Genomic DNA, 23,486 nt, shown 5'->3' with positions numbered 1-23,486 from the left:
CATGCGCTATCGAACCCTGACAAAAAATAAGGAATTTTCCCGCATTTATGCCCGCGGCAAAAGCTATGTTCACCCCAATCTGGTGCTGTATGTGGCCAAAAACCGGCTGGGCTATACCCGCATCGGACTGACCGCCACTAAAAAGGTGGGCCATGCCGTGCAGCGCAACCGTGCGCGGCGCATTATGCGCGCAGCACTTTCGGAACACCTCTCGCAAAATATCGGCGGATATGATATAATCTTAGTAGCGCGTGCCTGCACGCCCTACCTGAAAAGCACCCAACTGAGCAAAACACTGGCGGGCCTGATGCGCAAAGCCGGCCTGCCGGATAAAGCTGCCGCAGTGCCGCAGCAGCCCACGGCCAAACCGCAGCCTAACGGTGCACCGGAGTGATCAGCCGGGTGCTGATTGCCCTGGTGCGCGGCTACCAGAAGGTCATTAGTCCGCTGCTGGGGCATAACTGCCGGTTTACCCCAACCTGCAGCCAGTATATGATCCAGGCTATCCAGGTGCATGGCCCGGCCAAAGGCCTGCTGCTGGGCCTGTGGCGCATTCTGCGCTGCAACCCCTTTGGCAAGTACGGCTATGACCCCGTGCCGGAAAAGGGGCGCTGGATGAACCCAGAGCGGAAGCTGTTCAGAGAAAAGCGATAAGGCTGAATTAAACTAAATTAAAAAGAATAAAGGCAACACCGCACAATTCCCGCCTTACGGCTTAAGCACCGCTCCGACGGCTGCGGCACGGCATCTACGTTGCCAAAATGCTCGATAATGTCGGGTTGCGGTACCCGCATCGTGCTTCGGGGGCAAAAGCCCCTCGCACTCTGCGACCGCTGCCCCTGCTTCGGTTCGCTGTTTCCGCCACTGGCGGCGCTCACCTTTGCAGCATCCAGTATTATCTGCGCTTTTGGCTTGGCATCTGCCGCACCTCGCTCGCCGTATCGGCACTTAGAATTATGCGGTGTTGCCCAAAGAATAGAGAATAATGTTGGTGGACCGCTGCGCCGGAACGGCGCAGCTCAAAAAATTAGGGTTCTGCCGAGCCAAAACCCGCAGCAGAACTTTTAGGATGACCCTATCCCTAATATTCCAAAATAAAGGCACCGCAGGTGCCAACCACCATGATTCATTATTCTTTCTTAATTATTCTCTATTACTCTCGCCTCTCATGTCTTCTCACCGCACGGCGAAGACCTTCTTTATAAAATAAATGCCCTGCGTGCGGGCAGGGCGGAAGGATAGAATATGGGATTCCTCGCAATGATCCTGGGACCGCTGATGCGTATGCTGTATCAGATGATCCCGAACTTCGCCGTCACGATGATTGTTTTCACCGTGATCATCAAACTGCTCATGCTTCCGCTGATGATCAAACAGCAGAAGTCCATGGCCAAGATGTCGGTGTTTACACCGATGATCAATGAAATCCAGCAGAAGTACAAGAACAACCAGGAAAAAATGCAGGAGGAAATGGTCAAGTTCCAGCAGGAGTATGGCTACTCCCCCACTGCAGGCTGCCTGCCGATGCTTGTCAATATGCTGGTCCTGTTCGGCATGGTGGAGGTTGTTTACCGCCCTGTGCAGTACATTCTCGGCATCCCCAAGGAAGCCATCAGCGCCGCCTGCACCGCACTTGGCATTGCCAACAACGGCGCAGCGTCCCAGACCGGCCTGATCGAAGCAATCCACGCCGGCCTTGCCAGTGGTGTGGATACTGGCCTGGCTACCGAGCAGCTCAGCTCCATTGCCAACTTTAACACCAGTTTCCTTGGCATGGATATGTGCACCATCCCCGGCTTCAGCTTCAGCCTGATCATGATCTTCCCCATCATCGCTGCGGTTACCATGTGCATCTCCCAGGTGCTCAGCACCAAGATGTCCGGCCAGCAGGCCCAGATGCAGGGCAGCATGAAGGTCATGATGTGGGGCATGAACATCATGTTCGTCTTCATGTGCTTCCAGATGCCTGTCGGCTTCTCCCTGTACTACGGCACCTCCAACATCTTCATGATGCTGCAGACCGTGCTGACCTACAAGGTGTATAACCCCGAAAAGTTCAAGGCTCAGTACGAAGCCGAAGTTGCCGCCAAGCGCGCCGCCAAGAAAGAGATCAAGACCGTTACCGTCGAAGAAGGCGGCAAAAAGGTCGAAAAGAACGTCAACAAGCGTCAGCTGGACCAGATGCGCCTTGAATACGCCCGCAAGCTGGATGCCGAAAAGTACGCCAATGACCGTACCGTCCCCCTGACGGACGAGCAGCGCGCCGAGATGGAAGCCCAGAAGGCCCAGAAAGGCAAAAAGAAGAAGTAAGACCGCCCTATAAAGAAGGAGGTAGTAATCATGCGTGAATATGTTGCAACCGCCAAAACGGTGGAAGAAGCCATTCAGCTGGGCTGCGAAGCGCTCAGCGTTGACCGTGACGACCTGGGTGTGAGCTATGAGATCCTGGAAATGCCGCAGAAAACCGGCTTCCTGGGCCTGAAAGTGACCCCTGCAAAAGTAAAAGTTACCGTGGAAACTGCCGATACCGAGCCGGAAACCACGCCTGCTGCCCCGGTGGCCGCTGCTGAACCCGAACCCGCCCCGGCAGAAGAAGAGGCCGAACAACCCGCGGCAGAGGATGCTGCCCCGGCGGAAGCCGAGACCCCGCTGGATATTGCCGCTGACCCCCGCCTGCAGGCTGCGGTGGATTACCTGACCCCCATCTTCCACCTGATGGGCGTGGAGGAATTCACCTTTACCGCAGGCAAAAAGGGAGAAGCTACCATTCTGCATGTTGAGGGTGCCCACCTGGGCGCACTCATTGGCCGCCGCGGCGAAACGATGGAGAGTCTTTCCTATCTGGCAAGCCTGGTGGTCAACCGGATGGAAGGCCCTTACGTCAAGCTGGGCATCGATGTGGGCGGCTACCGCAATAAGCGCGAAGACGACCTGACGGCCTTGGCTGTGCGCATTGCCAACCGTGTGATCCGCACCGGCTGCTATTACGAGATGGAGCCGATGAACCCCTACGAGCGCCACATCATCCATACCGCTGTGGCCGAGATCGAGGGCGTACGCAGCGAGAGCAAGGGCGAAGGCCCCGACCGCCGCGTGGTGATTTATTCCACCGACCCCAACGCCAGCAACCTGCCGGATCGTGATGCACCGCGCGGCCGCCGCAGCGGCCCCAACCACGGCAATCGCAATGGCCGCAGCTTTAACGGCAACCGCGGCCCCCGCAACGATAACCGCCGCGGCGGTGGTTACCGCGGCAACAGCAGCCGTCCCCCGCGTGATAACCGCGGTGGCAGCCGCAATGGCGGCCGCGGCTATGGCCGCCCGTCCAGCGTGCCGGAGCGCGAATTTGCCAGCGCCCCGCGTGACCCCAACGCCCGCCCGCAGGCCCCGGCCCGCACCGCGCGCATCCATGATGGGGATGATTTTGACATGTTCGGCAAGATCGAACTGTAAGATCCAGCGCAAAATCAGCATTTGAAAAAGAGCAGCGTTTTTGCCATGCGGCAGAAGAAACGCTGCTCTTTTTGTACAGATAAAAAACGCTGGAGAGATTGCAGGAAACAATCGGACAAAAGCTGTCCACCCCCCACAGTGCGCCATTTCTCGCTTTGTTCCGTGTTGCAGGCAGGCAAAAGGACGCTCTGGCAGGTAATGGTGTGCTGGAACAACGCCATGAACCGGGTGAACACAATGCTGACCACGATTTGCAGCAGGTCAATCAGCCGCCCGGCCCCTTGATCACGAACTGTGCCGCAACCGGAATGTGGTATACGATCAAGGTCAGGTTGGCAAAATCCCGTCCGGTTCCCTGGCTGACGGTGCATGGTACCGATACAATGGCCAATGCCCCCAGCCTGTCAATGCCCAGCTCCAACAGGACCATCCTGACAGATAGATCCCGAAGCGGGCAGCATGCTGCGCTTTCATTCTAAGGCAACACCGCACAATTCCCGCCTTACGGCTTAAGCACCGCTCCGGCGGCTGCGGCACGGCCTCTGCCGCACCTCGCTCGCCGTATCGGCACTTAGAATTATGCGGTATTGCCCTAAAGCTCTCCTTGCTTTATGCGCTTGTAAAACAGTAAAATCGTATTTTTGTGGAATAGGTATAATGTTGGTCATTCCGTTTGTTCCGCATCGTTATAAGTACGCTGCTTTCTGATAAAGTTTTTATTATAATACTGACCCACGCCGGGAACAATGTACGCCCCCGGCGGCTGCCAAAGCCCCGTGCTGTGCGCGGGGGCTTTTTCTTGTGCCAGCCGCCGCCTTGTGCTACAATACTGGTGTATTTTGCAGCGGCATTGCCCGCTGCCCGTGGAACATTGAAGGAGGAACCCCCATGCCTGCCATTACTGTGCGCGGCGTAACGCTGCTGCCCCCGCGGGATGCTGCCCCGACCAACTTTAAGATCCTGGTATCCGTTATGGCCAACGACCTTTCCAACGCTGCCGCCGCTGGGGCGGCTGGGGACGTGGTAGAGCTGCGTTTGGATGCTCTTTCGATATTGGATGCTCCTAACGTGCAAAACGTGCTGTGCGCCGCCCGTGCCGCCATTGGGCAGGACGTTCCTCTACTGGCCACCATCCGAACCAAAAAAGAGGGCGGTCTGGCTGATCTCACCGATGCCGCATACGGCGAACTCGGCACTGCTATCTGCCACAGTGGCCTGGCGGATCTGCTGGATGTCGAAGCCAGCACGGCTCCGGCGGTCATTGTTGCCATCCAGCAGCAGGCGCGGGAAAGCGGCGTAAAAACCGTGTTCAGCAGCCATAACTTTGCCGAGACTCCGCCCACCGAAACGATGGTCAACACCCTGACTGATATGGTCCGCCGCGGGGCAGATATCGCCAAGCTGGCCGTAATGCCCCACACCCCTGCGGATACCGCCCGCCTGCTGGAAGCCACCGCCCAGGCAGCCCAAGCCACAGGGAACGATACCCCGCTCATCACCATGTCCATGGGCCAGCAGGGGATGGTCAGCCGCATCTGCGGCGCAGCGTTTGGCAGCTGTGCAGGCTTTGCCACGGCAGGTGTTTCCAGCGCACCGGGCCAGCCCGCCGCCCCCGCCCTGCGCACGGCGCTGGACGCCCTGGGTGCCATGCTGGGTTGAATCGTCCTGAAAAAGCAAAGGCAACACCGCACAATTCCCGCCTTGCGGCTTAAGCACCGCTCCGGCAGCTGCGGCACGGCATCTGCGTTGCCAAAATGCTCGATAATGTCGGGTTGCGGTACCCGCATCGTGCTTCGGGGGCAAAAGCCCCTCGCACTCTGCGACCGCTGCCCCTGCTTCGGTTCGCTGTTTCCGCCACTGGCGGCGCTCACCTTTGCAGCATCCAGTATTATCTACGCTTTTGGCTTAGCATCTGCCGCACCTCGCTCGCCGTATCGGCACTTAGAATTATGCGGTATTGCCCAAAGTCCAAAATGCAACTTCCCGTTGCTTGGCAAACGCAGCCCGCTATGCTATCCTACGGATAAAAGATAAAGGAGGCAATGCCATGGAAACTAGGCAAGTTATTTTGCAGCTGCGTACCGCCAAAGGGTTATCGCAGGAAGAACTGGCCGCAAAAGTATATGTGACCCGCCAGGCCGTGTCCCGCTGGGAAACCGGATTGTCGGTGCCCGATGCCGGGATGCTTGTCCGCATCGCCGGGGCGCTGGACACGACGGTGAATGATCTTCTCGGCGAGGAGGAGCCGGAACAGGGCCGGGACCTGGCCGCCGAGCTGGAAGCGCTCAACCGGCAGCTGGCCGAGCGGGAGGAACGCAGCCGCAGGCGCTGGCGGGCCTTCTTTGCGGCGGTGGGAATCCTGGCCCTGTGGGGGGCCGTGATGCTCGCCGCGGGCCTGATCCGGTAGCTGCCGGCACAGCTTCTTTCCGGTGCGCCGGTCATCGGCGGCGCCGACAGGGCCACCGGCATCTGGGTCGTCCGCCCGTCGGGACCGTGGCTGCCCCTGCTGCTGACGGCGGGCGCGGGCCTGGCGGCGGTGGCGGGACTGTGGAAGACCCGGAAAAAATAGAAAGGAGAACGCGATGAAACGAGCGGCAATCCTGCTCTGCCTGCTGCTCCTGACGGGGTGCGGCAGCGACGCGGTGCCGGCCATCGAGGAGGAGGCCTGGCAGATGACCACCGTCCAGAGCACGGCGGACAACGGGGCGATCATCGCCTGTGCACCCGGCGAACCGGGCGCCCCCGACACGGCCGAGCGGCTCACGCTGGTCTGCACGGCGTCGGACGGGGTGCTCACGCTGACCGACGGGACCAACGACCGGCAGTATGCGGGAAGCTACCGGCTTGAGCAGAGCGACGCCGGGTCCGCGGTCTACACCGTCACGGTCGGACAGACCGAGGGGATGGCCGTCACGGCCCTGACCCGCTATGCCGACGGGAGCAGCCGCCCCACGCTGATTCTCACCCTGGACGGATACGCGCTGCACTTTTTCCCGCAGGACGATCAGGCGTGACGCAGCGCGCCCTGGTCGTCGGGCTGAAGTTCGAGAATCCCGGCAAAGAGTTCCGCCGCCTCGGAGGTCCGGCCCAGACCGGCGCAGCCCAGCGCCCGCAGATAGTTGCAGTACTGGCGGTTGCGCAGCGCAATGTCATCGGCAAAGACCTCGATCTCGGGCAGCGAGACCGCAAAGAAATCGTAGGCCACCGCATCGAACAGGTGGGTTTCCCCGTAGGTCAGCAGCTTGTGGAAGGCCTTGCGGGCGGCGGCTTCGTTGCCCATCGCACGCTGGGCAAGTCCCTGATAATAGATGAAATCCGACGGCTGGTCGTTGTAGTAGAGCACCCGGCCGGGCTCCTGCGGACCGGAGGCGGCGCGCAGGAAGGCGGCGGCCGCCTCGGGTTCGCGGCCCATCGCCCGCAGCGCGACGCCCTGCCAGTAATCCGCCTCGTTGTCCGGGACGTTGGGCAGTTTGCCCTCGCCCAGGGTATCGGGGTAGGTCTTGCTCTGCTCCAGCAGCTGCACGGCCCGGTCATTCTCGCCGCGGTTCAGGCAGTCCTTGGCCAGACGGATCAGCGCATACCGGTACTGGGCGCTGACCTTGCCCTCGCCGCCCTCCCAGGGGTGGAACCGGCGGGTGAGCAGAATCTGCAGCGCCTCCTCACAGCGGCCCTCACAGTTCAGCAGCGTGACATACCGCAGCATCAGGTCGTCCCGCTGCTCCACGAGCGCGAGGTTCTCCTCCAGCAGCTGCAGCCGGGCGGCGTTGGAACGGCCCAGCCGGGCGGCCAGCTGGTCGTATTCCAGCAGCAGGCGCGGATAGCCGGGGTCCAGCCGGCGGGCCTGCTCCATCTCCCGCAGGGCGGCGTCGGCGTCGCCCTGTTTGTTGTAGCGCGCAATCGCCAGGTTGCGGTGTACCAGCGCCTGGCCGGGGTCCTGCTGCACCGACGCTTCCCAGTGCGCTATCGCGGCGTCCGCCTGCTTCTTGTCGTACAGCAGGCAGCCCAGCAGGGCATGGGCCCGGGGCGCCCGGCCGAGCAGACGGATCGCGTATTCCAGAATCGCGATCTCCTCCACCCGGTTGGGATAGCACCGGGGCGCCGGCAGGTGTTCGGCGCGCAGACAGCAGGCGCGGGCCGCCGCCTCGTCCCCGGCCAGCCCGTGCAGATACCCCTCGTAGTAGGACGGCATCGGGCTCTGTTCGGGGCAGGCCTGCAGGATCTCCACCGCCTCCTCCAGCAGCCCGGCCTTGGCATAGTGCAGCGCCAGGTCCAGGTAGTTGTGCGCCTCCTGCCGCATGACGGTGCGCCAGACCTCCGGCGTTCCGGTCCGGCGGGATTCCTCGTACAGGCAGCCCATCTGCAGCGGGTCAATGGCCAGACTCTCGGCAAGCAGGGCGGTGTTGTCCCGCCCCAGATGCCGCAGCAGCGCGGCTTTCAGGCAGCGGCCGTTCATGTTGTGCCAGTTGCGGACCAGCGACAGCCCGACAAACTCCAGCGCCTGCTCCAAATTGCCGCGCCGCGCTTCCAGACAGGCCAGCCAGTAGAACCCGGCACTCTGGGTCTCGGCGCTCCAGGTGGATTTGTAGAAGGCGTCGTAGGCTTTGCGGTGCTGGCCGTCCGCCTCCAGCGCCAGCCCCAGATGGAAAAAGCACGCGCCCTGGTAGGGGTTGGGGTTCTTCCAGGTCTGTTTCTGAACGGCCTTTTCAAAACAGGCGATGCTCTGCCGGATCTGTCCCTGGCGGAAGAGCAGCAGCCCGTAGCCGTCGTTCAGCCGCAGGTCGGTGGGGTCGCGGCGCAGCCCTTCCCGGTAATAGTCGGCCGGGTCGCGGGTGGCATGGCGGTACTGTTCGAGATGGGTCGCCGCCAGATACAGTTCCTCGGTGGTGCGCAGCTCCTCCGGCGCGCCGAGCGGCTCGGCGGGGGCGGGGATGGGCCGCAGTTCCGGCTCATACATCCGGTAGCGCACCAGGGTGCGGTCCCCGGCCTCCACCGTGACCTCGCAGTCGTGCAGCGTGCCGTCCGCGGCAAAGTCTGCCCCGAACCAGCCCTGCGGCGAGAGGTCGGCGCGCGCCTCATACAGGCAGTCCCCGCCGCGCTGCACCCGGATCACGGCGCCGGGCTGTTCCCCGGTGACATAGACCCGCACCTCGCCGCGGCCGTCGGGAAGAAGCTGCAGACCCACGGCGGCATCCCGGGTGGCGTTGCCCACCCGGCCCACCCCCTTGTAGGGCAGGAAATACTGGACAAAGGTCTTTTCCTCCTGGGGCTTGAGCCAGGAAAAATCCGGCTGATTGTCGGTGAACACGCCGGTCATCAGTTCAATGTACGGCCCGTCCGCGTCGGTCAGGTTGCGGTCCCAGGCGCGGCCGAAATCGCCGTTGCCCCAGGTCCACTGTTTTTTGCCCGGCGCCACATGGTGGTCCGCCACATGAAGCAGCCCGGCCTGGCGGGATTCGTCGTAGTTGCCCACAAAGTCAAAGTCCGAGTGGGCCGCCATGTAGGAGGTCGGGACCGGCACGTTCTTGTAGCGCGAGATGTCCACCCCCGCCGAGTAGTCGCACTTGTAGTATTCGCCGGTCGCAATCGGGAAGGTCGAGACCGCGCGCCTGCCGTGGTCCATGACGGCGTTCACGTCGGGCGGAAAGACCGAGTAGGTGTGATCGTTGACCGGCACCGCGGGGTTGGCCCACCACAGGAAGGTCTGCGGCAGGTCGGTGGGATTGTACAGCCGGCCCCGGATTTCCAGATACGCCTTGCCGGGGTACAGGCTGATTGCGGCCATCCCCTTGGTGCCGTACATCTTGTCGGTCTCGCCGACATAGACGGTCACCGAGCCGTCGTCGTGCTCGGCCACGCGGTAGTCCACCGGCGAGAAGGTGGTCGGGCGGTGATGCTGCGGCCAGTTGAATTCAATCCCGCCCGAAATCCATGGCCCGGTCAGCCCCACCAGCGCCGGTTTGACGACGTGGTTGTAATAGACAAAATCATAGCCGTTGGTCTTGTCGAGGGCGCGGTGAATCCGTCCGCCCAGTTCGGGCAGGACCATGACGCGCAGATACTCGTTTTCCAGCCAGACGGCATGGTAGGCGACCTCCCGGCAGACATCCGACACCTTCTCGGTCACCGGCAGCGGATAGACCTTGCCGGTGCTGCCCTGGTAGGCGCGTTTTTCAATGAAAAGCGGATATTTTTCCGGCTCGGCGGCTGGATAGGTCGGAAGAAGAACGGTCTCCTCCCAGATTTTTGCGGCGTGGTTCATCATCAGCAACCCTCTTTCCTGGCAGGGCGGGCTTTCCGCCGCGCCCCGATGCTCCCATTGTACCGCGGACGGCCGGCGGGAAAAATGGCTTATTCTCAAAAATGATGGACAATCTTGCACGGCGGCGCTATACTGTGCGTATGGAACTGCAGATTGAACGAAAACCCGACGGCTTTGCGGGGGAGACCTACATCGTCCTGCCCACCGAAGCCTTCTCGGACTATATCGGGCATCCGCTGGTGCGCCGTCTGTATCTGACGGACGCCGGCTTCTTTCCCCATGCCGCCCACCATTACCGCGAGCGCAGCGAGGGCATTGAGGAATACATCTTCTTGTGCTGTACCAGCGGCCGCGGCGTCGTGGAGGTGCAGGGCCGGACCTTCCCGCTGCGGGACAACGAGGCGCTGTGCATCCCCCGCCTCTGCCCGCACCGCTACTGGGCCGACGAGGAGGACCCCTGGAGCCTGCTCTGGGTGCATTTCCAGGGCGAGGACTGCGGCTATTACCCGCTGGACCGGCCGCAGGTCTGCCGGTTTTCGTCGGCCGGGACGGTCCGCCGGATGGAATTCCTCTTCAACCAGCTGTTCCGCACGCTGGAACAGGACTATACGCTGGGCAATTTCATCTACCTCTCCCAGCTGCTGGCGCTCATCCTGGGCGAAACCTACGCCCGCCGGCAGGAGGACGGCACCACGGCCCGGCAGAACCGGCAGGTCACCCGGGCCGTGCGGTATATGTACCGCCACCTGGACCGGGAACTCACGCTGGCGGAACTCTCCGCCGCGATGGGCACCTCCCCGAGCACCCTCAGCGCGGTGTTCCGGCAGTGCACCGGCCATGCGCCGATGGACTTCTTCACCCGCCTCAAGATGAAGCAGGCCTGCCGGATGCTGCGTTCCGGCGGGGAGTATGTCTACGAGGTCGCCCGGCAGCTCGGCTACCGGGACCCCTACTATTTCTCGCGGGCCTTCAAGAAGGTGATGGGGGTCTCGCCGCGCAGCTACCAGAACGGCCTCGGCCGGTCCGACCCGCCCGGGGACGAGGAAACCTGACCAACGGAACCTTCCGTTGGTTCTTTTTTTGCCGCGGACAAAGCAAGATTGTCCATCTTTTTTCAGGATTTGCCATTGGCGGCGGCGCACCGCCACGGTACAATAAAACCAAAACCGTACAGTGGGGGAGAATGACGATGCAGACAACGATGGATCTTTCGGGCCTCTGGGAAGTGCGGCTGGGCGACGGGGCGCCGGCCACGGTGCATCTGCCCGGCACGCTGGAGGAAAACGGCCTCGGCGAACCCGAAACCCCGGCCCTGGAAAGCCGGCTGACCCGCCGGTTCCGGTGGGAGGGCGAGGCGGTCTTTTCAAGAGAGGTGACGCTGCCCGACCACCCCGGCCGGCGGCTGATCCTGGAAGCCGAGCGCGCCCGGCAGCTCCGGCTTACGGTGGACGGGCAGCCGGTCCCCACCCTGCAGGGGACGCTGAGCACCCCCTACCTGTTTGAGCTGACCCGCTGGGCGGGGCGCCGGGTGCGGCTCTGCCTGCTCTCGGACAACCGGTATCCGGGCTGGCCGCGGGAGGAGATTGTCCATGCCTCGGCGGCGACCGACGAGACCCAGACCAACTGGAACGGCCTTCTGGGTCGGCTGTGCGTGCACAGCGTTGCGGACTTCTGGGTGCGGTCGGTGCGGGTCTATCCCCACGGCCGGACGCTGGATGCGGCGGTGGATCTGGCGGTGCCCCGGCAGGCGCTGGACGCGGTCGGCGACGGCGAACTGGTGCTGGAAGGCCCCGCCCTGGCCCGGCCGTTCTGCCTGCTCCGGCGGGACTGGCAGCCGGAATCGCTGCGGCAGGGGCTTTGCACCCTCTGGTGCCGGGATCTGCCGGTTGCCCCCGAGGCCCCGCTGTGGGAGGAAGCCTGCGGCGCCCTGACGCAGATCACGGCGTCGCTCGTGCTGGACGGCAGGACGGTGTCCCGCGCCCGGGCGGACTTCGGCCTGCGGACCTTCGGGGCGGACGGGGGACGGCTCACCCTCAACGGCCGGGTGTTTCTGCTGCGCGGGGAGGCCAACTGCTGCGTCTTTCCCGAGACTGGCCACCCGCCCATGACGACCGGGGCCTGGCGGGAGGTTCTGGGTCGCTACCGGGCCTACGGGGTCAACTGTCTGCGGTTCCATTCCTGGTGCCCGCCCGAGGCGGCCTTTGCGGCGGCTGATGAACTGGGAATGCTGCTCCAGCCCGAACTGTCCGACTGGAACTGCACCAACGCGCTGGAAACCCCGCACAGCGCCGCATATTATGAGGCGGAACTGCGGCAGATCCTCTTCTGCTACGCCAACCACCCCTCCTTTGTCATGCTCACGCTGGGCAACGAACTCTGCACCGGCGAGGAGGGACACCGCCGGATGGCAGAGCTGGTCCGGCTGGCCCGGCAGCTGGACCCCACCAGACGGTATGCCGGGTCCTCCAACGGCCAGTACGGGGAACAGGGATATGACGGCGTCAGCGACTTCTACACCGCGGCGGCGTATGGGGACCGGATGCTCCGCGCCACAAGCTCCCCGATGATCGGGCATCTGAACCGGTGCCGGCCCGGCACCCGGCAGAATTACCGGGAGGCCGCCGCCCAAACCGGCGGGGTGCCGGTGTTCGGCTTTGAGGTGGGCCAGTACGAGAGCTGGCCGGATTTTGACCAGATTGACCGGTTCCGGGGCATCACCATCCCGGAAAATCTTCGGGCCATCCGCCGCCGTGCCGAACAGACCGGGGCGGCGGCATACTGGCAGGCGGGCGTGCAGGCCAGCGGGGAGCTGGCGCTGCGGTGCTACCGCGAGGAGGTCGAGGCCGTGCTGCGCACACCCGGAATGAGCGGGCTCTCGCTGCTCGGCTTGCAGGATTTTCCGGGGCAGGGGACGGCGCTCGTCGGCATGATGGACGCGCACCTCACCCCCAAACCCGCCGACTTTGCCAGACCGGAGCGGTTTGCGGCCTTCTTTGCGCCGGTGGTGCTGCTGGCCTGCTTTGACCGCTATACCTACGAGGCCGGCGAGTGGTTCACGGCGGATCTGCGGGTGGCCAATTACGGCCGGCAGACGCTGGCGGGGCCGCTCTGCTGGCGGATTGCCGAAGGCCGGACCATCCTCGGACAGGGAACGCTGGACGCCCCGGCCGGATGGCCGGCGGGCGGCCTGCGGGAGGCGGGCCGTATCCGGTGGCAGATGCCCGGCGATGCGCGTCCCCATGCCCTGACGCTCGAACTGTCCGCCGGGGACCTCAACAGCCGCTATCCGCTGTGGAGCTATCCCTGCGCCAAGGCCGCACCCGCCGTGCTGCGCCGCCTGACCGAGGCAGACCTGCGGCGGATCGAGGCGGGGGCCAGTGCCCTGATCGACCTGCCCGCCGACGGCACGGAATGCCCGGCGTCGGTGCGCTGCCAGTTCAGCACCGATTTCTGGTCGGTGGGCACCTTCCCGGAGCAGGAAGGCACGATGGGGCTGCTGATCCGGGCGGAACACCCGGCCCTCAAGGACTATCCGACCGGGACCGCTTCAAACTGGCAGTGGTGGACCCAGTCCCACGGCCGGGCTTTCCGGCTGCCCCGCACGATCGAGCCGGTCGTCCGGGTGCTGGACAGCGTGACCCGGCTGGACAACCTGGGCCTGCTGTGGGAGGCCCGGCTCGGGAAAGGCCGGCTGCTCGTCAGCGGCATGGACCTTGCGGGGCACCTTGAGTTCCCCGAATGCCGCTACCTGCTGGAATGTCTGGCCGCCTACCTCGACGGACCGGCCGCCCCCATGGCCGCCGTCACGCCGGAGGAGCTGCGCCGGCTGATCCGGGTATCGCCCCGGTAAGATCCCGACAAGGAGAATTATGATGCACGTTGAATTTGAACCCTATCACAGATCCGAAATCCTGCACGGACACCTGCATCTGGGCGGGAGCAACCCCGGCGGGGAGCGGATCGAAGTCAACAGTCTCTGCCTGACCCGGGGCGGACAGCCCTGGCTGCCCGTCATGGGCGAGTTCCATTTTTCCCGCTGCGACCCCGCACAGTGGCAGACCGAGCTCTGCAAGATGAAGGCGGGCGGCGTCACGATGGTCTCCACCTATCTGTTCTGGATTCACCACGAGGAGCGGGAAGGGGAGCTGCGGTTCTCCGGCCGGCTGGACGTGCGCCGGTTCGTGCTGTGCTGCCGCAGGGCCGGGCTGGATGTGGTGCTGCGCATCGGCCCCTGGGCCCACGGCGAATGCCGCAACGGCGGATTCCCCGACTGGCTGCTGCACAAGGGCATCCCGCTGCGGCAGAACCACCCGGCCTATCTGGCGCTGGTCCGGGCATGGTACCGCAGCATCTACCGGCAGGTCCGCGGCCTGCTCTACCGCGACGGCGGGCCGATTGTCGGCATCCAGCTGGAAAACGAGCTGGTGGACAACAGCGACCATCTCGCGGCGCTCAAACGGATCGCGGTGGAGGAAGGGTTCGAGGTGCCGCTCTACACTGTCACGGGCTGGAACGCGGTCAGCGGGGCGCGCATCCCGACGGCGGAGGTGCTGCCGGTCTTTGCGGCCTATCCCGACGCCCCCTGGACCCAGCACCGCGATCCGCTGCCCCTCTCGCCGCAGTATCTGTTCAACCCCACCCGCAACGACACGGCGGTGGGCGCCGACCTGCTGCACACCGCCGCGCCGGACGGCTGGCAGCTGCCCTATGACCGTTACCCCTTCGCTACCTGCGAGATCGGCGCGGGCCAGCAGTCCACCTACCACCGCCGGGTGCGGATCTCCGGCATGGACGCCTACGCCCTCTCGCTCGTCAAGCTGGGATGCGGCAACAACCTGATCGGATATTATATGTACCACGGCGGCACCAACCCCATCGGCCGGGACTCCACCCTGCAGGAATCCCGCGCCACCGGCTACCCCAACGACTACCCGATCCTCAACTATGATTTTGCCACGGCGCTGAGCCAGTACGGCGAAACCCGCCCCCAGTACCGGTGGCTCAACCTGCTCCATCTGCTGGCCGCCGACTTCGGCCGCGAACTGGCCCGCATGGAATATGTCAGTTCCCTCACCCATCCGACGCCGGAGGACCGGCAGACACTGCGCTGCTGTCTGCGGACGGACGGAACCGCCGGCTTCGTCTTTGTCAACCATCACCAGCGGCACGCGGCGCTCTGCCCGGTGTCCGATGTCGTGCTGGATACCGGCACGGTGTGTTTCCCGCCCATCACGGTGGCGGGGGACCTGGCCTTCCTCTTCCCGTTCGGGCTCTCGCTGGGCGGCCGGACGCTGCGCTGGGCCACCGCCCAGCCGATCTGCCGGTCCGGCGATACCTGGTTCTTTGCGGCCATCCCCGGCATCCCGGCCCGGTACCGGTTCGCGGACGGCACGCTGGTCACGGCCGGGCAGGGAATCGCGGTGCAGACGGCGGGTCCGGTCCGGCTGGTCACCCTCCCGCTCGGGCAGGCGCTCTGGCTGCGGCGGCTCGGCCAGCGCATCGTCCTCGGGCAGGGGTGCGACCTCTACGAGGAGGACGGCACCATCCGCGCCGTGCAGCCCGGGAGTTTCCGGTACCTGCTGTGGCAGGACGACCACTTTGTCCCGCGGGAGGAAACGCGCTCCTTCACCCCGGCGCAGCTCACCATGACCCCCTGCCCGGAACCGTTTGCGCCGCCGTATGAGGAGGAACTCTGCCTCGGCGGCCGGGTGCCCCGCCATTGGTACCGACTGGAGGTCTCGGGCAGCGAAGGGTTCCTGCGCTTCCCGCAGCGCTGCGATGTCGCGCAGATCTATGCCGACGGGGCGCTGGCGGCGGACAATTTCTACAACGGCGAGCCGTGGCGGGTGCCCGCCTCGCTGCTGTACGGCCGGCAGTGTTATCTGGTCATGACGCCGCCCTCCGATGCCGTGTTCATGGACCCCTGACAGCAAAAACCGCCTGACCGCACATTCCGTGCAGCCGGGCGGTTTTTGCAATAGGGGAAGAAACAGTGAAAATGTCGGGCCGGTTACCGGAGCTTCCAGGCCAGGTCGGCCAGGAACAGGTCATGCTCCAGCGCTTCCGGGGTGGTGTCCTTGCCGATGTGCACAAACTCAATGTCCATCATGTTGGCCCAGTCGTGCATCTGTTCGGCGGTCACGTCGTAGCTCAGCACCGTGTGGTGCGCACCGCCCGCCGTGATCCAGCACTCCACGCCGGTCGTCAGGCTGGGCAGGGCCTTCCACATCACGCGGGCCACCGGCAGGTTGGGCATCGGCAGAATCGGCTTGACACACTCGATGTCCTGGCAGATCAGCCGCAGCCGGCCGCCCATGTCGATCAGGCTCACGACGATGGCCTTGCCTGCCTTGCCCTCAAAGACCAGCCGGGCGGGGTCCTTCTCGTTCATGCCGATGCCGAGGGGGTGGGTCTCGATGCGGGGCCGCTGGGCCGCGCAGCAGGGGCAGACCTCCAGCATATGCGCGCCCAGGCTGTACTCGGCGCCGGGCACCAGGTTGTAGGTGTAATCCTCCATGAAGAGGGAACAGCCGTTGCCGCCCTCGCCCATCGCTTTGAGGATGGCGGTCATCGCGGCCACCTTCCAGTCGCCCTCGCCGCCGTAGCCGTAGCCCTGCGCCATCAGGTGCTGGCTGGCCAGACCCGGCAGCTGCTCCATGCCGTACAGGTCCTGGAAGGTGTTGGAGAACGCCTGGCATCCTTCGGCATCCAGCATCTTCTTGATCGCGATCTCCTCGCGGGCCTGGTAGCGGATGGCACCGATGTCATCCGTCGCAAAGTCGTAGCTGGCGCGGTAGACTTCCATCAGGGCGTCAATCTCGGCGTCGGTGACCTCGTTCATCACCTGGACCAGGTCGCCCACGGCCCAGGTGTTGACCTGCCAGCCCAGCCTGGCCTGGACCTCCACCTTGTCGCCCTCGGTCACGGCCACTTCGCGCATGTTGTCGCCGAACCGCATGACCTTCAGCTGGCGGGAGACCGCCACGCCGACGGCGGCGCGCATCCAGCGGCCCAGACGCTTCTGGACTTCCTCATCCTGCCAGTACCCGGCGATGATCTTGCGCGGCATCCGCAGCCGGGCCGCCAGGAACCCGTGCTCCCGGTCGCCGTGGGCGGCCTGGTTCAGGTTCATGAAATCCATGTCGATCTCCTCGTTGGGGATCTCGCGGTTGTATTGGGTGGCAAAATGGCAGTAGGGCTTCTGCAGATTCACAAAGCCGTTGATCCACATCTTGCTGGGACTGAAGGTGTGGCACCAGGTGATGATGCCCGCACAGCGGGGGTCGTAGTTGGCCTCGCGCACCACGTCGGCAATCTCCTGGTTGGTCTTGGCCGTGACCTTGTAGACCATCCTGCAGGGCAGATTGCCCGAGGCGTTCAGCAGATCCGCCATCTCGGCGGCACGGCGGGCCACGGTCTCCAGCACCTCGGGTCCGTACAGAAACTGACTGCCCACCACAAACCAGAATTCATATTCCTGCATACGCATTGTCAAAACCTCCTTGTCACGGCAGTGCGTCGATGGCGGCGCGTTCCACCGCCAGACAGCGGATGTATTGTTTCATAAACGCGGCAAATCCGCGGCTGTCCCGGGCATCGGGCTGCACGGTGCTGCCGACGGCCCCCGCAAAGATGCGGCGGTGCAGATACTGTTCCAGCGTTTCGCCTTCCGCCCGGTGCAGCCGGTAGCCCGCCAGCAGCGCCATGCCCCAGGGACCGCCCTCCCCGGCGGTCTGCATCACCGAGACCGGCACGCCCAGCGCTCCGGCCAGCAGTTTCTGGCCCACCACCGGGACCTTGAACAGCCCGCCGTGGCCCAGCAGATGATCCGCCGTGACCTGTTCCTCCTCGAACAGGATGTCCAGCCCGTATTTCAGTGTGGCCAGACAGGCGTACAGCTGGACGCGGGCAAAGTTGGCCAGCGTGAACCGGGCATCGGGGCGGCGCACCAGGAGCGGCCGTCCGTCCGGCAATCCGGTCACCGGCTCGCCCGAAAAACAGTTGAAATTCACCAGCCCGCCGCAGTCGGGGTCCCCTTCGAGGGCCTTGCGGTAAAACAGGGTGTACAGCTCATTCCGGCTCAGCGTCGCCCCGGCGGCCGCCGCCATCTCGCCCAGCAGCCTGACCCAGTCGTCCAGATCGGAGGTGCAGGTGTTGCAGTGGACCATGGCCACCGGCCGCCCGTCCGGCGTCGTGACCAGATCAATCTCGGGGTGTACCTTTGCCAGCGGCTTTTCCAGCACCACCATGGCAAAGACGCTGGTGCCGGCGCTGACGTTGCCGGTCCGCACGGCCACACTGTCGGTGGCGGCCATGCCGGTGCCGGCATCTCCCTCCGGCGGGCAGAGCGGTATGCCGGCGCCCAGCGTGCCCGTCGGGTCCAGCAGCCGCGCCCCCGCCTCGGTCAGGGTGCCGGCGTCCTGACCGGCGCAGAGTACCCGGGGCAGCAGGTCCCGCAGATGGCAGTGCAGCCCCGCCCCGGCCAGCAGCTCGTCAAAGGAGGCCAGCATCCCGGCATCGTAGTCGCAGGTACGGCTGTCAATCGGAAAGACGCCCGACGCATCCCCGATGCCCAGGACCTTCTGCCCCGTGAGCTGCCAGTGCAGATAGCCCGCCAGCGTCGTCAGGAAGTCCACCTGCCGGACATGGTCCTCCCCGTTGAGGATGGCCTGGTAAAAGTGCGCCACCGTCCACCGCTGCGGAATGTTGAACCGGAACCGCTCGGTCAGTGCCTCGGCCGCGGCCCGGGTCGTTGTGTTGCGCCAGGTGCGGAAGGCGGTCAGCGGACGGCCCTGCCGGTCAAAGGGCAGGTAACCGTGCATCATCGCCGAGACCCCCAGGGCGCCCACCGTCCGCAGCGGTTCGCCGAAGGCCGCTTCATAGTTGCGGGCCAGATCGCGGAAGGCGTGCTGTACGCCGGTCCAGACCTCGTCGAGATGGTAGGTCCAGTACCCGCCTTCAAAACGGTTCTGCCAGTCGTGGGCGCCGGACGCCAGCACGGTGCCGTCCGGCCCGGCCAGCACCGCCTTGATGCGGGTCGAACCGAGTTCCAGGCCCAGAGAAGTGGATTTTTGTTCAAGTTTCTGCATAGGATCACCGCCTGTCGGAAATGGGAATTGACACGGCCGCAGGGGCCGTTTACAATACAGGAAAAAGGGGGAATGATTCGTGCGTGCGGTCTTTGACAAAGGGGAGCTGCTGGTGCTGCTGCGGGATTTTTATGAGCTGACCGGTCTGCGCACCGTCGTCTTTGACGAGTGGGGGATGGACATTCTGTCCTACCCGCAGCAGCTGCCGGACTACTGCCGTCTGGTGCGCGCCACCCCCCAGGGCGAGATGGGCTGCCGCCTGTGCGACCAGAAAGCCTGCCGCCAGGCCCGGCAGGAAAAGACCACCTGGATCTATCCCTGCCACGCCGGCCTCATCGAGGCCATCACGCCCATCCAGATCGACGGTGTGGTCGTGGGGTATCTGCTGCTCAGCCATATCGTGCAGGGCGCCGACGAACAGGCCGAATGGCAGCGCGCCTGGCAGCTCTGCGCCGGGTATCCGATTCGTCAGGAGGAACTCTACCGGGCCTACCGCCAGCTTCCCCGCACCCCGTACCAGCGGCTGCGGGCGGCGTGCGACCTGCTCGCCCTCTCGGCCCGGGCGCTGTGTCAGGTCCACATGGCCCGCCTTGTGCCGGGCAGCCCGGCCGAGACACTCAACCGCTTTCTGGCCGATCACCTGGCCGAGGATCTGTCCAGCGACCGCATCTGCGCGGCGCTCGGCATGGGCCGCACCGCGCTGTACCAGCTCTCCAAGGAAACCTACGGCTGCGGCATCAACGAGTCGGTCCGCCGGCTGCGCATCCAGCGCGCCATCCGCCTGCTGACCACCACCCGGCTGACCAACAACCAGATCTGCCAGCAGATCGGCATTGCGGACTACAACTACTTTTTCCGCGTCTTCCGCCGCCAGACCGGCTTTACGCCCCAGGCCTACCGCCGCCAGTTCTCAGGCACCGACTGACGGGGCACTTCTGCTCCTATCATACCCCCGCCGCCCCCTGCCCGTATAGTGACAGATGTTCGGATTGCTGGATTTTTGTTCGCAAATCGTTGTCGGCACAGCAAAAGCCCCCCGGCCGGATGGCCGGGGGGCTTTGCCGTTCACTGGCAGCTGTCGCAGCAAGGGCGGTGCTCGACGATCTCTTCCTCGCGCACCGGCGGCTGACCGATCCAGGACAGTGCCTCGTCGATGTCAAAGGTCTTGCGGCCGTCCTCCCGCACAAACAGCGGGATGCCGATGCCGCCGTGCTCCCGCACCGGGGCAAACACCGGGTCGTGGTCGCGCAGCGCCAGAAATTCCTTCAGGTTGGCCGTGTCGGCCGTGATGTCGATGAACTCCGCCTCAAACCCGCGGCTGGCCTGGATGGCCTGGTAATTGCGGCAGTCAATGCAGATGTGTGTTCCGTATACTTTCATGGATAACCCCTCCTGTCGGTTTCAGTATAAGCCCGGCGGCGCCTGTCTGCAAGCGGTCCCGCACAATACATTTTGTATTCTTTTCATAAAAAACAACACTATGTTTTTGCATCGGCGCCAGGAAAGTTTTGACTTTGTGGTTCTGACAACATACTTTCCGGCGCGGGACAGATATGATAAGGGCGTTATCCGGCGGAAAACGGTTGCAGCGAATGAGTAAAACCGGGCCGGAAGACAAACACTGAATACACCGGGAGGTTATCGAATGAACGTCAAGATGAAGAATATTGCGCAGTCCGAAGTGCTGACGCTGAAGGATGAAATCTCGTACCAGAAAGGCCAGGTGGTCAGCAAGACGCTGGCCCAGAATGATGCGGTGAGCATCACGCTGTTTTCCTTTGACAAGGGCGAGGAGATCAGCACCCATGCCGCGGGCGGCGACGCCTTTGTGACCTGCCTGGACGGTGTGGGCAGGATTGTGCTGGACGGCACCGAGTACCTTCTGCACGAGGGCGAGTCCATCGTGATGCCTGCCGGCCATCCCCATGCCGTCAGCGGCGCCGAGATGTTCAAGATGCTGCTGGTGGTTGTATTCTGAACCAAAGGAGAACACCCATGAACGAGAAGATGTTTTGTTACCAGTGCCAGGAGACCGCCGGCTGCAAAGGCTGCACGATGGTGGGCGTCTGCGGCAAGCAGCCCGATGTGGCGGCCATGCAGGACCTGCTGGTGTATGTGAGCAAGGGGCTGTCCGCCGTGACGACGGCGCTGCGCCGGGAAGGGCAGACCATCCCCGCCGGGATCAATCACCTGATCACGCTGAACCTGTTCACCACCATCACGAATGCGAACTTTGACCGCGAGAGCATCGAGGCGCGCATCCGTGCCACGCTGGAGGCGCGGCAGGAGCAGCTGGCCCGGCTGAACCGCCGGGACGGCCTGCCTGAGGCGGCTCTGTGGGACGGCAGCGGCGACTGGGAGGAGAAGGCCCGGACGGTGGGTGTCCTCTCCACCCGGGACGAGGACATCCGCTCGCTGCGGGAGCTCATCACCTACGGACTCAAGGGCCTGTCGGCCTACTCCAAGCACGCCAACGTGCTGCTTCAGGACGACCCCGAGGTGGACGCCTTCCTGCAGCGGGCGCTGGCTGCGACGCTGGACGACAGCCTGACCGTGCAGGACCTGGTGAACCTGACGCTGGAAACCGGCAAGTACGGCGTGGCGGGCATGGCGCTGCTGGACAAGGCCAACACCGAGGCCTACGGCAACCCCGAGATCACCCGTGTGTCGCTGGGCGTGCGCGGCAATCCGGGCATCCTTGTGTCGGGGCATGACCTGCGCGACCTCGAGATGCTGCTCGAACAGACCCAGGGCACCGGCGTGGATGTCTACACCCATTCCGAGATGCTGCCCGCCCACTATTATCCGGCCTTCAAGAAATACCCGAACTTTGTGGGCAACTACGGCAACGCCTGGTGGAAACAGAAGGAGGAGTTCGAGGCCTTCCACGGCCCGATCCTCATGACGACCAACTGCATCGTCCCGCCCAAGGACAGCTACAAGGACCGGCTGTACACGACCGGGGCGGCGGGGTATCCGGGCTGCCCCCACATTCCGGGCGGCATCGGCGAGACCAAGGACTTCTCCCGCATCATCGAGCAGGCCAAGACCTGCCCGCCGCCCGCCGAGCTGGAAACCGGCGAGATCGTCGGCGGCTTTGCCCATGCCCAGGTCTTTGCGCTGGCGGACCGCATCGTGGAGGCCGTGAAGAGCGGCGCCATCCGAAAGTTCGTCGTCATGGGCGGCTGTGACGGCCGTGCCAGAAGCCGCGAGTATTACACCGAGTTCGCCCGGGCCCTGCCCCGCGATACCGTCATCCTGACGGCCGGCTGCGCCAAGTACAAGTACAACAAGCTGGCGCTGGGCGACATCGGCGGCATTCCCCGGGTGCTGGACGCCGGCCAGTGCAATGACTCCTACTCGCTGGCCCTGATTGCCCTCAAGCTCCAGGAAGTGTTCGGGCTGGACGACATCAACGACCTGCCCATCGTCTACAACATCGCCTGGTATGAGCAGAAAGCCGTCATCGTGCTGCTGGCCCTGCTCTCTCTGGGAATCCACAACATCCACCTCGGCCCCACGCTGCCGGCCTTCCTCAGCCCCAACGTGACCAAGGTGCTGGTCGAACAGTTCGGCATTGCCGGGATCGGCAGTGTCGAGGAGGATCTGCGCCTTCTGATCGGCGAATAAACAAGAATGCCCCCGGCACCGCAAGGTGCCGGGGGTTTTGGAATCATGCGGGATCGTCGGTCTCCTCACACGGGTAACGGATGCCCATCTGGGCCCGCAGATGATCCATCTGCTCCATCATGTGGACCGTCTCGCGGTGGGGCATCGAAGGACATTCCGGCAGCCCCCGGCGGATGCAGTCCACCGTCTCGCGGACCTCGTACTCGTAGCCGGTCAGCTGGGGCGGACAGGCAATCTCCTCGATCAGACGGCCGGTGTCATCCACCATCCGCAGCCCCTGGGGGTTGTTGATGTTGTCCACCATCAGATACCCCTTTGTGCCGTAGATCACGCCGTACCGGTCGGACACCGCGTTCGCCGCGGCCGTCAGGTTGGCCACCCGGCCGTCCTTCCAGGTCAGCGTGATGCAGTCCGTCATATCCACGCCGTGCGTGTTCTTGGTGCACAGACCCCGGACCTCATCGGGGCGGCCGAACACCATCTCGGCAAAATGCAGCGGGTACAACCCCACATCCAGCAGCGCGCCGCCGGCCAGCTCGGGCAGGATGATGCGCTGTTTGCCGGTCATCTCATAGCCCAGATTGGCGGTCAGCAGCCGGGGCTCGCCGATCTTTCCGGATTCCACCGCCTCCCGGATGATGCGCCGCATCGGCTGGTACCGGGTCCAGATGGCCTCGGTGACCAGCACGCCCCGGGCCTGGGCGTAGCGCAGGGCGTCCTCGGCCTGGCGGGCGCTGACCGTGAAGGGCTTCTCGCACAGGATGTGCTTGCCGTGGTCGGCGCAGAGCTTGATGTGGCGGTAATGCAGCGAGTGGGGCGTGGCAATGTAGACAACCTCCACCGCAGGGTCCCGCAGCATCTCCTCATAGCTGCCGTAGGCTTTCGGCACGTTGTGCTCGGCGGCAAAGGCGCGGGCGCGGCCGATGTCCCGCGCCGCAACGGCATACAGTTCGGCCCCGGTTTCGCCCTGCTGCGCCATCCGGCACAGCGTGTCCGCCATGACGGCGGCGATGAATCCGGCACCCAGAATTCCAAATTTCATAGACGGTTCCTTT

At 64.2% G+C, this 23,486-nt stretch carries 19 protein-coding genes; 13 read left to right on the top strand and 6 right to left on the bottom strand.

The genetic code is table 11. The features are described from left to right. The first annotated feature begins 1 nt into the window (after position 1). The 4 genes from rnpA to jag all read left to right on the top strand — a co-directional run bounded on the left by rnpA (position 2) and on the right by jag (position 3,453). On the top strand, positions 2–394 hold the full coding sequence (gene rnpA / locus PG062_RS12610) for a ribonuclease P protein component (protein ID WP_270752530.1): 393 nt from the start codon (positions 2–4) through the stop codon (positions 392–394). Continuing rightward, on the top strand, positions 394–654 hold the full coding sequence (gene yidD / locus PG062_RS12605) for a membrane protein insertion efficiency factor YidD (RefSeq protein WP_207657580.1): 261 nt from the start codon (positions 394–396) through the stop codon (positions 652–654). Before rnpA ends, yidD begins: the two co-directional genes overlap by 1 nt. Before the next feature lie 591 nt (positions 655–1,245). Beyond that, positions 1,246–2,310 (top strand): YidC/Oxa1 family membrane protein insertase, encoded by a 1,065-nt coding sequence (locus PG062_RS12600; RefSeq protein WP_270752529.1) that lies wholly within the window; start codon positions 1,246–1,248, stop codon positions 2,308–2,310. Positions 2,311–2,340: 30 nt separating this feature from the next. Then, positions 2,341–3,453 carry an RNA-binding cell elongation regulator Jag/EloR gene (gene jag / locus PG062_RS12595; RefSeq protein ID WP_270752528.1) on the top strand — a complete coding sequence of 371 codons (1,113 nt, stop codon included), beginning with the start codon at positions 2,341–2,343 and terminating at the stop codon, positions 3,451–3,453. 265 nt (positions 3,454–3,718) lie between these two features. Here the strand turns inward: jag and PG062_RS12590 are convergent, their stop codons facing one another. Further along, positions 3,719–3,883 carry a hypothetical protein gene (locus PG062_RS12590; protein ID WP_270752527.1) on the bottom strand — a complete coding sequence of 55 codons (165 nt, stop codon included), beginning with the start codon at positions 3,881–3,883 and terminating at the stop codon, positions 3,719–3,721. 458 nt (positions 3,884–4,341) lie between these two features. On the opposite strand from PG062_RS12590, the gene aroD reads away from it, so the two are divergent. The 3 genes from aroD to PG062_RS12575 all read left to right on the top strand — a co-directional run bounded on the left by aroD (position 4,342) and on the right by PG062_RS12575 (position 6,467). Continuing rightward, positions 4,342–5,112, top strand: coding sequence for a type I 3-dehydroquinate dehydratase (gene aroD / locus PG062_RS12585; RefSeq protein WP_113998940.1), 771 nt, complete (start codon positions 4,342–4,344; stop codon positions 5,110–5,112). A 388-nt stretch (positions 5,113–5,500) separates the two neighbouring features. Further along, positions 5,501–5,860 (top strand): helix-turn-helix domain-containing protein, encoded by a 360-nt coding sequence (locus PG062_RS12580; protein ID WP_113998941.1) that lies wholly within the window; start codon positions 5,501–5,503, stop codon positions 5,858–5,860. A 175-nt stretch (positions 5,861–6,035) separates the two neighbouring features. Continuing rightward, a complete protein-coding gene (locus PG062_RS12575) occupies positions 6,036–6,467 on the top strand; it encodes a hypothetical protein (RefSeq protein ID WP_113998942.1) in 432 nt (143 codons plus the stop codon). On the opposite strand, the gene PG062_RS12570 is transcribed toward PG062_RS12575, so the two are convergent. Then, positions 6,458–9,715, bottom strand: coding sequence for a tetratricopeptide repeat protein (locus tag PG062_RS12570; RefSeq protein WP_270752526.1), 3,258 nt, complete (start codon positions 9,713–9,715; stop codon positions 6,458–6,460). The two genes, PG062_RS12575 and PG062_RS12570, sit on opposite strands and share 10 nt — an antisense overlap. Positions 9,716–9,852: 137 nt before the next feature. Between PG062_RS12570 and PG062_RS12565 the strand changes: the two genes are divergently transcribed. The 3 genes from PG062_RS12565 to PG062_RS12555 all read left to right on the top strand — a co-directional run bounded on the left by PG062_RS12565 (position 9,853) and on the right by PG062_RS12555 (position 15,639). Further along, positions 9,853–10,764, top strand: coding sequence for an AraC family transcriptional regulator (locus tag PG062_RS12565; protein ID WP_113998994.1), 912 nt, complete (start codon positions 9,853–9,855; stop codon positions 10,762–10,764). Positions 10,765–10,895: 131 nt separating this feature from the next. Next, on the top strand, positions 10,896–13,562 hold the full coding sequence (locus PG062_RS12560; protein WP_113998943.1) for a DUF8487 domain-containing protein: 2,667 nt from the start codon (positions 10,896–10,898) through the stop codon (positions 13,560–13,562). A 19-nt stretch (positions 13,563–13,581) separates the two neighbouring features. Then, positions 13,582–15,639 (top strand): beta-galactosidase, encoded by a 2,058-nt coding sequence (locus tag PG062_RS12555; protein WP_113998944.1) that lies wholly within the window; start codon positions 13,582–13,584, stop codon positions 15,637–15,639. 83 nt (positions 15,640–15,722) lie between these two features. Here PG062_RS12555 and araA read toward each other — a convergent pair whose 3' ends face one another. After that, positions 15,723–17,201, bottom strand: coding sequence for an L-arabinose isomerase (gene araA, locus PG062_RS12550; RefSeq protein ID WP_113998945.1), 1,479 nt, complete (start codon positions 17,199–17,201; stop codon positions 15,723–15,725). A gap of 16 nt (positions 17,202–17,217) precedes the next feature. Continuing rightward, on the bottom strand, positions 17,218–18,801 hold the full coding sequence (locus PG062_RS12545) for a xylulokinase (protein WP_113998946.1): 1,584 nt from the start codon (positions 18,799–18,801) through the stop codon (positions 17,218–17,220). A gap of 79 nt (positions 18,802–18,880) precedes the next feature. Here PG062_RS12545 and PG062_RS12540 point away from each other — a divergent pair, with 79 nt between their 5' ends. Continuing rightward, positions 18,881–19,726: a PocR ligand-binding domain-containing protein gene (locus PG062_RS12540; RefSeq protein ID WP_113998947.1), complete on the top strand. Its 846-nt coding sequence runs from the start codon at positions 18,881–18,883 to the stop codon at positions 19,724–19,726. Positions 19,727–19,866: 140 nt separating this feature from the next. On the opposite strand, the gene PG062_RS12535 is transcribed toward PG062_RS12540, so the two are convergent. After that, a complete protein-coding gene (locus tag PG062_RS12535) occupies positions 19,867–20,181 on the bottom strand; it encodes a hypothetical protein (RefSeq protein ID WP_113998948.1) in 315 nt (104 codons plus the stop codon). A gap of 265 nt (positions 20,182–20,446) precedes the next feature. Between PG062_RS12535 and PG062_RS12530 the strand changes: the two genes are divergently transcribed. Next, a complete protein-coding gene (locus tag PG062_RS12530) occupies positions 20,447–20,779 on the top strand; it encodes a cupin domain-containing protein (protein WP_113998949.1) in 333 nt (110 codons plus the stop codon). A gap of 17 nt (positions 20,780–20,796) precedes the next feature. Beyond that, positions 20,797–22,431 (top strand): hydroxylamine reductase, encoded by a 1,635-nt coding sequence (gene hcp / locus PG062_RS12525; RefSeq protein ID WP_113998950.1) that lies wholly within the window; start codon positions 20,797–20,799, stop codon positions 22,429–22,431. A 43-nt stretch (positions 22,432–22,474) separates the two neighbouring features. On the opposite strand, the gene PG062_RS12520 is transcribed toward hcp, so the two are convergent. After that, entirely contained in the window at positions 22,475–23,473 is a 999-nt protein-coding gene (locus PG062_RS12520) for a Gfo/Idh/MocA family protein (protein WP_113998951.1), read from the bottom strand. Positions 23,474–23,486: the final 13 nt, after the last annotated feature.

This window comes from Gemmiger qucibialis, assembly GCF_027689445.1.
GTDB classification, from domain to species: domain Bacteria; phylum Bacillota; class Clostridia; order Oscillospirales; family Ruminococcaceae; genus Gemmiger; species Gemmiger qucibialis.
The sequence above is the reverse complement of the archived record's forward strand: the minus strand, read 5'-3'. Positions and strand labels throughout refer to the sequence as shown.